This window comes from Leyella stercorea DSM 18206 (assembly GCF_000235885.1).
Lineage (GTDB): Bacteria > Bacteroidota > Bacteroidia > Bacteroidales > Bacteroidaceae > Prevotella > Prevotella stercorea.
The window spans coordinates 294-8,390 of sequence record NZ_JH379448.1 but is presented as its reverse complement, the minus strand read 5'-3'; the positions used below and the strand labels follow the sequence as shown (position 1 = coordinate 8,390).

The following is an 8,097-nucleotide window of genomic DNA, read 5'->3' as shown; positions in this document are numbered from 1 at the left end:
AGCCGTGACACAGTTCTGTTTACACTACCCACAATTCTTCTATTGTTTCTCCTTTGGAATACAGTTCAATTAATTTTTGGTCCTCCTCTTTCGTCCATTGAACATAAGCCTTTGAATGCTTCAACCTTTGTTGCTCTATATACGACATATTTTTTATTTCTTATTCTTTCTTCTTTTTCCATAACACACGCGTCCTTGGCAGATCGGCATAAGATGCCATTAGTTCTTCAAATTCTTTATATTGAGTATGGGTCAAAGGTCTTATATCATGATTTATTTCTTGTTGCCATCTACGAAGAGAGCATTCATATTCACCAGATGTAGCAAATGGGAGATGCCCATTCTGCTCAACAAACTGTTTAAATTTATCAAAAGCCTCCTCGAAAGATACACCTTCTAAAGAATGTACGGGTTTTCCGTTCTCGTCATATTCCGTTCTAACTGGAATTATTACTGTTTGATTAGTCAGTCAAACATTTTGCCGTTTGTATTTATTGTTGTAGATTTGCAGTGAGATAATCACATATAGAACAAATAATTAGATCGTTATGGATTTGACACATAATATAATAGAAAATGTCAGCGAAGATATCAATGTTTTTTAAAAACCATTAAATTATGAAATCCAAAGTTTATGAAGGAATGCTCCTTGTGCTATTCCTTTTAACGACAGCACTTGCTGCCTGCACCGATGACGAGCCGAAAGACCGCGTCAAGGAAATCAGAATGAACGTTTTGCCAGAAACCGGCATCATGTACTCTCCGTTTGACGACAAGCAGGAGAACCCGATAGAATGCCTGCTCGTCAAGACCGACGACAGTCCAAACCAGATAGAACGTTTAGGCATGAACCGCATCGAAGGCTTCACCTACGAGCGAGGTCACGAATACTATCTCTCCGTAAAGCGAACGATACTTGCCAACCCGCCCGCCGACGGTTACAATCGCACCTACAAGCTGATACACATACTTCAAGACCGACTCGTATCCGAACCCAGTACGAAGGTCGACAACGACATCAAGTCGGAGGCAGACATCGAGTACAACGACTTGTGCCCTTTCACGAAGTATTCCATCAGCACCAAGTATCTCGTCAACGCCGACGGCACCATCTTCTACGCCGACGGACGCAAGCTGCCCTCCTACAAGTCGGCACGCATTTGGCTCGACAACATCCTTGACAAAGCCGATGCCAATTGGAATAAGTTCCAGTCGATACCCTATCAGGCGTACTATTCGTTCGTAGTCACTCCCTTCGCCGACCATTTGCGTTTGGTATACAACAATTCCGACGGTCCGATGTTCAAGGACGTAGTGCCCGAAGAAGAATTCAGCAAGATTAAGTCGATGCAGCCCGGTGAGTCGGTGCGTTACTCGCTCGTCCTCGCTAACATTCACAAGAAAGGACTCCAGAAACTCGAGTTTGCAGTCGAAAAGCAATAAGATGGCTGGCTGATATTAATGTTTTATGTCAAAAGAATGAGGGCGATATGTATGCAGTAATTATATCATATTGCCCAAAGAAATCATAAGTGAAGATGTTCAATTTGTATAAGGATGGACTTGATTTGGATTCTCTGCGTCATTACTGCATGGAACATGGAGAAGTACGCTTATTGAAGCGTGGTGAGATATTTGAGGATGCAGGCAAGCCGTCAAAATATGTGGCTTATGTGGAGCGTGGATGCTTCAAGTATATGGTGAATAACGAAGATGAAGGTAAGGACTACTGTACTGGTTTTGCCTTCGAAGGAGAGTTTGTGGCTGACTATCCGAATTGTCTTACTGGCAGAAAGTCAGAGTTGACTATTGTGGCTGGAACAACGTGTAAGATATTCCAAATATTAGGGAAAGAACTGGATAACTTATTGGATTCCTTAAATACGAAAGGACTCAAACAAGCCATATCCGATAGCCTTTTTGCTCAAGTTTATGCACAATATCTTGATACCTATCGTATGACAACCAGAGAACGATACAAGCGTTTGCTAATTCGTTGTCCGGAATTAGTTCAAAGCATCAACTTGAAGGATATAGCCTCTTATCTGAAAGTTACACCAACAACTATAAGCAATATACGTAGGGAATTTACTTTTGGAGAGTAAACTCTCAAAACACTTTGAGAGTTTGCCCTTGTAATGTTTTATAGTCTTAGAACACGTGCTGTTTTTAATGGGCAAGCATTAACTTTGCACAAAAAATACAGTATGAATATTCTTATAATCGGAGCTACCTCTGGTATTGGTAAAGCTCTTTTTGTGAAGTATGCCAATGCAGATAATCGAATTGGCATTGTAGGTCGGCGAACAAACCTGCTTAATGAATTAAGTCAGCAGTATCCTTCCAAAACCATTGTTTCAAAAGCAGATGTCACAAACTTAAATGAGACAGAACAAGCGATAAATACTCTTCTAAAAGAGTTCGGTCACTTAGACCTTGCTATTGTGTGTGCAGGCGTTGGTGACATTAATGCCACGCTTGACTATGCGATTGAGCGTCCCGCCATTGATACAAATGTTGTTGGTTGGACATATGTTATTGATAGATTGTATTGTATTTTTGAACAACAAGGTTATGGTCATCTTGTAGCTATAACTTCTGCTGGTGGATTGCGAGGCGAACCGGTTGCACCAGCCTATAGCGCAACAAAAGCCTACCAAATTAATTATATGGAAGCAATACGCAAGAAGGCTTTCAGAAATGGTGGTTGCATAACCGTAACAGATGTCAGACCAGGTCTTGTTGACACAGCTATGGCAAAGGGAGAAGGCTTGTTTTGGGTAATGCCGATAGAGAAAGTTGCTACTCAAATCATTGCAGCTATTAGCAGAAAGAAGTCAAAAGTATATGTCACCAAACGATGGCACATACTTGCTATAATATATCGAAGTCTGCCCTTTTATATCTTCAAACGAATGTAGCTTCTAACATTTCAAGGGCACGCGCTGGATATTGCTGAGAAACGGCAACGACATCTTTGAGGCCAAATACAAGACAAGGCTTGACAATGTGCTGAACTTGAATGAACCGTTGATGATTGCATAATACTTGCATGGTATGACTACCCAATATCAAATGGCCCTACTGAAGGTATAAACAACAAGATAAAAGTGCTGAAAAGACAAATGTATGGATTCAGAAATGATGAGTTCTTCACGTTAAAGCTATACGCTCTACACGACAAGCGTCTACGCATTTAACGGAAGAACCTTTTATTCTAAGATCTTGATGCTAACTGCCTTGAGCTGTTGCCAACCAGACTTGTCGGTTACACGTACCATAAAGTGATAATCACCAGGATCTATGTCTTTAGGACAGGTAATGTCCACCTTTGCATCATACGATTTCAAACCCGAAGGAATAGGGTAGTCTTGGTTATATACCCAAGGACTTACAGGGTTCTTTTTAGGGTCGAGCGTACAGTCGCCAGCCGAAGTAGAATGGGTATGGTGGTCGAAGTTGTTGTGTATCTCTATGTTGAAATTGCCTAATTCTGCATTATCTGTAAAAGTATAACGGAAAGCGATAACATCGCCTCTATGATACTGCTGACAGTCGATGGGGTTGGGCAAGTCTCCATCCACAATCTCAGGCTTTTCCAGATCGTTGACCGTTGTGTCATCGGTGTCGTCACTTGAACAAGAGGTCAAGCTACCAGCTATCCCCATCACCGCTGCAGCAAAAAATATATATAACAAATAAATTGTACTTCTTTTCATCGTTCTTACGTATTAAAGCTTTCGTTTCTTGGCTTGGCACCAAAGTGCCAAAGCCAAGAAACGGTCATTTTATTTTTTATCTCATACCTGAAGCTTTATTCCTTGGTAATCTGAATGCCCTCGGCCTCTTCGGTCGTTGAATTGCCTACAGCATCGGTTACGGTGAAGTGAATGTGGTATTCGCCGGCAGGAGCGTCTGTAGGAATCTGAGGATGCTCGTGAAAGAGAGCTGAGGTCTCGCCTACATATTTCTCGTCTGTATAGGTGAATACATGTTCGTAACCAGCTGCTGTGTTGTGGAATTCCACTTCTATCTTGGCTATTTTGTGAGGAGCCTCGATTTGTACCTCCAAGTGCATCTTCTGGCCAATTACCGCCTTGTGGCTATCATCCTCGCCCACTTCCTTGAAAGTAATGGTTGGGGCTGTCTTGTCGAGTGCCTTGACTGTGAGGTCGGAAGTGAAGGTAGTGCTCTGACCTAACTTGTCGGTTACGACAAATGTTACAGTATAAGCACCAGGAGCAGCATCGGCGGGGATGTCAAGATGCTCGTGGAAGGTAGTGTTTCTCACACCGATGTATTTGCCCTCGGTATAAGATTGCTTGACGATGGTCTTGTTGCCGTCTTTTGCGGCGATAGTCACGTCAATGCGGGCAATCAAACCATCTGCCACCAAGTCGCCCTCCAAGTGGAGATCCTTGCCGGCGATGGCTTCCTTGGAGTTCTCCTTGCCTACCTCGGCAAGGGCTACAACTGGTTTTGCTACACTCTGCTTTGCATCATCATCATCGCTGCAAGATGACAACACTAAACTAAATACACAAAACAGCACTGAGGCTGCAAAAAATATAATCTTTTTCATTGTTTCTAATCTTTTTTATTTACTTTTATATACTTACAGAAACGCTTTGTTGTACACCAGAAGCGCACTGTTCGTCCATGTTTGTCAAACTGACAGGAGGGCTTCCTTGCCGCTTGGCTATCATTCTTCCAAGAGAACTCCTTATTATTCGAGTTATGGTTCGAGGAAGGAATCAGAAGTTCCAGGAAACCATAGCCGAGAAGTTTCTTCCAGGTTCAGGCACTCCCATCAGTCTGTAATAACTGGTGTGGTCGTAGTATCGCTTGCCCAACAAGTTTTCTCCACGAAGGGTTATTTCCAACTGGTTTTCACCAAGTTTGAACTTCTTTCCGATGCTGGCATTCAAGAGCTGGTGCCCCTTGGTCTTCTCCTCGGGAGGAACGATTATATCTTGCGTTCCCACCACTTGCCATTCCAAAGCCACGAATCCCGACTTGGCAGGATTTTGTGTGGGCAATAGATAGCGTAACTCTGCGCGAGCCGACCATGGGGTGGAGAACGGAAGGCCATAACCTTTCTTCTCTCCACTGAGCTGGCGTGCGTAAAGGTACTCGCCGTCGGCATCCAATTTCAAGTATGGAAGAATCTTCCACGAAACGCTTGCCTCGAAGCCCCATCTCAGTACCTTGGCCTGTGTGTAATAGTAGAGCTGCAAGCCCTCCTTGTACTGAGGCGTAGGATTGAGATAGATATAGTTGGGGAAATAGTTGAGATAAGGAGTCAACTGCATCGAAAGCACACCCTTTTCGCATACGATGCCCGCATCCACCTGATAACTTTCCTCAGGCTTCAGACTGGTGTTGCCTTTCTCATAACGGAAGATATTGTAGTTCACTCCGTCCATTCCCAACTCCTTGGCTATCGGCATACGGAAACTCTTGCCCACATTGAGTTTGAGCACCCAGTCGCCCAGCATCCGATTCACGCCCACCGACCAAGTGAAGCTGTTGTAGCTACGCCTCAGATTGGCGGAACGCTCCATGTAAGTGGAATCTCCTTGCTGTAATGTACCTTGCAGCACAGTTCCATCCATGGGAGAATCGGAAGTTGATGCCTTCAACGGTGTCTTGTACCAATCGTGATAGCTGTGAATCCTCATGCTTCCACGGTCGAATCTCGCCCCGGCGGTCAAGCTGAGCTTGTCGCTCAAATTCCACTTGTCCATGGCGAAGACACCAAAGGTCAACTGCTCGAAGTCTGGTAAGATGAATCCCCATCCTCCCTGGCGGTTGCGTTGGTACTCTACGTTGCCCCCTGCCTGCAGGTCGTGTTTGCCCATCTGCTGCATCGCCTTCACGTTGGCGGAGAAGGTTTGCTTCGTAAAACTTCTCTCCAGGGCGTTCGTCGGTATCGGCATATAGCCATGCGACACTGGTTCGGCAAGTTCGCGCTGTCGGTTGTTTTGGTAGGCGAAATTACCTTCCAGCATGCCATCCGCCCAATTCCAGTCGGTATGATTTGATACCCAGAAGTGGTTGACGGTATGGTAAGGCAAGTCGATGTCGCGACGCGAACTGTCATAATCGATGTCCGACAATCTCACCTCCAAACCGTGAGCGTTGGCAAAGAAACCAGCCTTTGCATTCACATCGGCAATGCGAAAAGAGGTGTTCCACCTGTCCCCAGCATATCCGAGCATCAGATTCCCATCCATTTCGCGTCCTGCCGTATTGCGAAGACGCTGGTCCTTGAGCTTAATCCAATAGGAGTAATACTCGATGCTGTCGGCAGGAACCTTGTAGTCGGCGTAATCCATCCATGTGGCATTCGCTTTATACCAGAACTTGCCGTTTCTACCTGTCAGTCGAACCGATGAGCCTATCGACTCATTGTTGGTTCTGCCAAAGAGATTCACCTGTCCGGCAAACTTCTTCAGCGGCATCGTGTTACTCTTCAGATTGATGACACCACCGATGGCATCGGAGCCATAGGTGAGCGAGGCAGGCCCCTTGATGACCTCAGCTTGGTCGATGGCATACTGGTCTATCTCCAGACCATGGTCATCGCCCCATTGCTGTCCCTCATGCTTGATGCCGTTTTCTGCCACCAACACACGGTTGAAGCCCAAGCCTCGAATTACAGGCTTCGACTCTCCCGAACCTACATTCATTGCCTGCACACCAGGCAATCGGCTCAGCGTCTGCATCAGTGAACCGCTGAAATTTTCCTCTATGAATTTTTGGTTTGCCCTCACCACATTGAGGGCTGACTTCATCTGTATTTCTTTATTGGAGCTTCCGCTTACTACAACTTCTTTTAGGGATACACCATCCCTCATCATCCGCTTGACACTGTCTGCCTGAGCCGAAATCCTCGCCGAATCTTTAGGTAAGGACATAGCCTTGGCACTTGCCGTAAGCGCATGAAACAAGTTGATGAAAAGAGGAAGCACAATATATACCAGCTTCTTGTTTTTCATCATAAATCTTTGAAAATCAATCGGCTAAACCGACCATAAGGAAACTAAATCGCCCGTCAGGATATAGCTATAGCCGATTTTGGTTTTGATTAATCATCAAAAAAACTACAAAGATAGGAATACAGGTGGAGCACGAGTAGAATGTACATCGCCTTGGCGGGTCTTGACAAATGGGCAAGACATGACAACGGCGATATGAACCATAGCAATAAACACTGCTATGTGAACGATGTTTGGTACCACATATGGCAAACTGTGCAATTGGCAGAGTACGCACTCGTGCATGAAGTTCTGCTCGGCTGTGAGATGTCCATCGTGGTGGATGTGATGCGCACATTCATAACAATAAGATGTAACGGCACTACCCTCCGCCTCCGAGTGGTGGTGGAAGGTGAAGGCGAGCATCATTGGCAGATACACCAACATCAGCAGCCAGGCAAACCGCATTCTTCTATTGTTAATAATACGCATTATCCCAAACTTTTTATCTCGTTATTAGCATGAGTTTCTTAAGGCGAATGCTCATGTTTCCTAACGTGTGCAAAGATAACACTTGTTTTTCAAAACGCCATCAAACAACTCATGGAATTATCACTTTTTAGCAATTTTTCCGTAGTATCAATAGTCCGTTAAATTTTTCTTCAAAGCAAGGGTATCCTATTGCTCACAGAAGGAGACGCTTACACATGGCATGGGAGATAGGCTGATGCACAGCGAGATATCCTGTGAGTCATGATCTCCTGACCTCCGCTATTTATAGGTTCATGATTGAGGAGTTGCGTTTCCATAAGACATTATAGTTTATACTATGAAGGGGCTGTATATGTGTTCTCGTATTTAGAAAACGAGATAGAAACAGGTATTGTGAAATAAACAATGAGAATTTGCCATATACTTTAATGGTGCTGTGCATAAAAACAATAAGTATGCGAAAAAATGTGTCAGAAGTGTCAGCAGACGCATAGCCTATTATAAATCAGAGAGTTGAGGGCTGATAGATAGCTGTTCGGTCAGGGTTATCTGCCAGCCATCTATCAGCCTTCATCGTCCATCTACCAGTTTACTTCCTAAAACATAGGCAAAACCGAAGTAAAAC

7 protein-coding genes and 1 pseudogene are annotated in these 8,097 nt (G+C 44.5%); 4 read left to right on the top strand and 4 right to left on the bottom strand.

Annotated elements, in window-relative coordinates; genetic code table 11:
* Positions 1 to 618 precede the first annotated feature (618 nt).
* From HMPREF0673_RS09450 to HMPREF0673_RS15075, 4 genes and pseudogenes are all read left to right on the top strand, one after another.
* Positions 619 to 1,443 (top strand): DUF4377 domain-containing protein, encoded by an 825-nt coding sequence (locus HMPREF0673_RS09450; protein WP_007901449.1) that lies wholly within the window; start codon positions 619 to 621, stop codon positions 1,441 to 1,443.
* A 95-nt stretch (positions 1,444 to 1,538) separates the two neighbouring features.
* Positions 1,539 to 2,105 (top strand): Crp/Fnr family transcriptional regulator, encoded by a 567-nt coding sequence (locus tag HMPREF0673_RS09445; RefSeq protein WP_007901448.1) that lies wholly within the window; start codon positions 1,539 to 1,541, stop codon positions 2,103 to 2,105.
* Positions 2,106 to 2,207: 102 nt separating this feature from the next.
* Positions 2,208 to 2,921 (top strand): SDR family NAD(P)-dependent oxidoreductase, encoded by a 714-nt coding sequence (locus HMPREF0673_RS09440; RefSeq protein WP_040596751.1) that lies wholly within the window; start codon positions 2,208 to 2,210, stop codon positions 2,919 to 2,921.
* Between the two features lie 138 nt (positions 2,922 to 3,059).
* A pseudogene (locus HMPREF0673_RS15075) lies at positions 3,060 to 3,200 on the top strand (ISL3 family transposase); the annotation flags it as partial.
* Positions 3,201 to 3,212: 12 nt separating this feature from the next.
* On the opposite strand, the gene HMPREF0673_RS09435 reads toward HMPREF0673_RS15075, so the two are convergent.
* The 4 genes from HMPREF0673_RS09435 to HMPREF0673_RS14295 all read right to left on the bottom strand — a co-directional run bounded on the left by HMPREF0673_RS09435 (position 3,213) and on the right by HMPREF0673_RS14295 (position 7,448).
* The gene (locus HMPREF0673_RS09435) at positions 3,213 to 3,719 is read right to left on the bottom strand and encodes a DUF4625 domain-containing protein (protein WP_007901445.1); all 507 of its coding nucleotides are present in this window, start codon (positions 3,717 to 3,719) and stop codon (positions 3,213 to 3,215) included.
* Positions 3,720 to 3,814: 95 nt separating this feature from the next.
* Positions 3,815 to 4,582 (bottom strand): DUF4625 domain-containing protein, encoded by a 768-nt coding sequence (locus HMPREF0673_RS09430; RefSeq protein ID WP_007901443.1) that lies wholly within the window; start codon positions 4,580 to 4,582, stop codon positions 3,815 to 3,817.
* A gap of 172 nt (positions 4,583 to 4,754) precedes the next feature.
* On the bottom strand, positions 4,755 to 7,004 hold the full coding sequence (locus HMPREF0673_RS09425) for a TonB-dependent receptor (protein ID WP_007901442.1): 2,250 nt from the start codon (positions 7,002 to 7,004) through the stop codon (positions 4,755 to 4,757).
* A gap of 102 nt (positions 7,005 to 7,106) precedes the next feature.
* Positions 7,107 to 7,448, bottom strand: coding sequence for a hypothetical protein (locus HMPREF0673_RS14295; RefSeq protein ID WP_147381063.1), 342 nt, complete (start codon positions 7,446 to 7,448; stop codon positions 7,107 to 7,109).
* Positions 7,449 to 8,097: the final 649 nt, after the last annotated feature.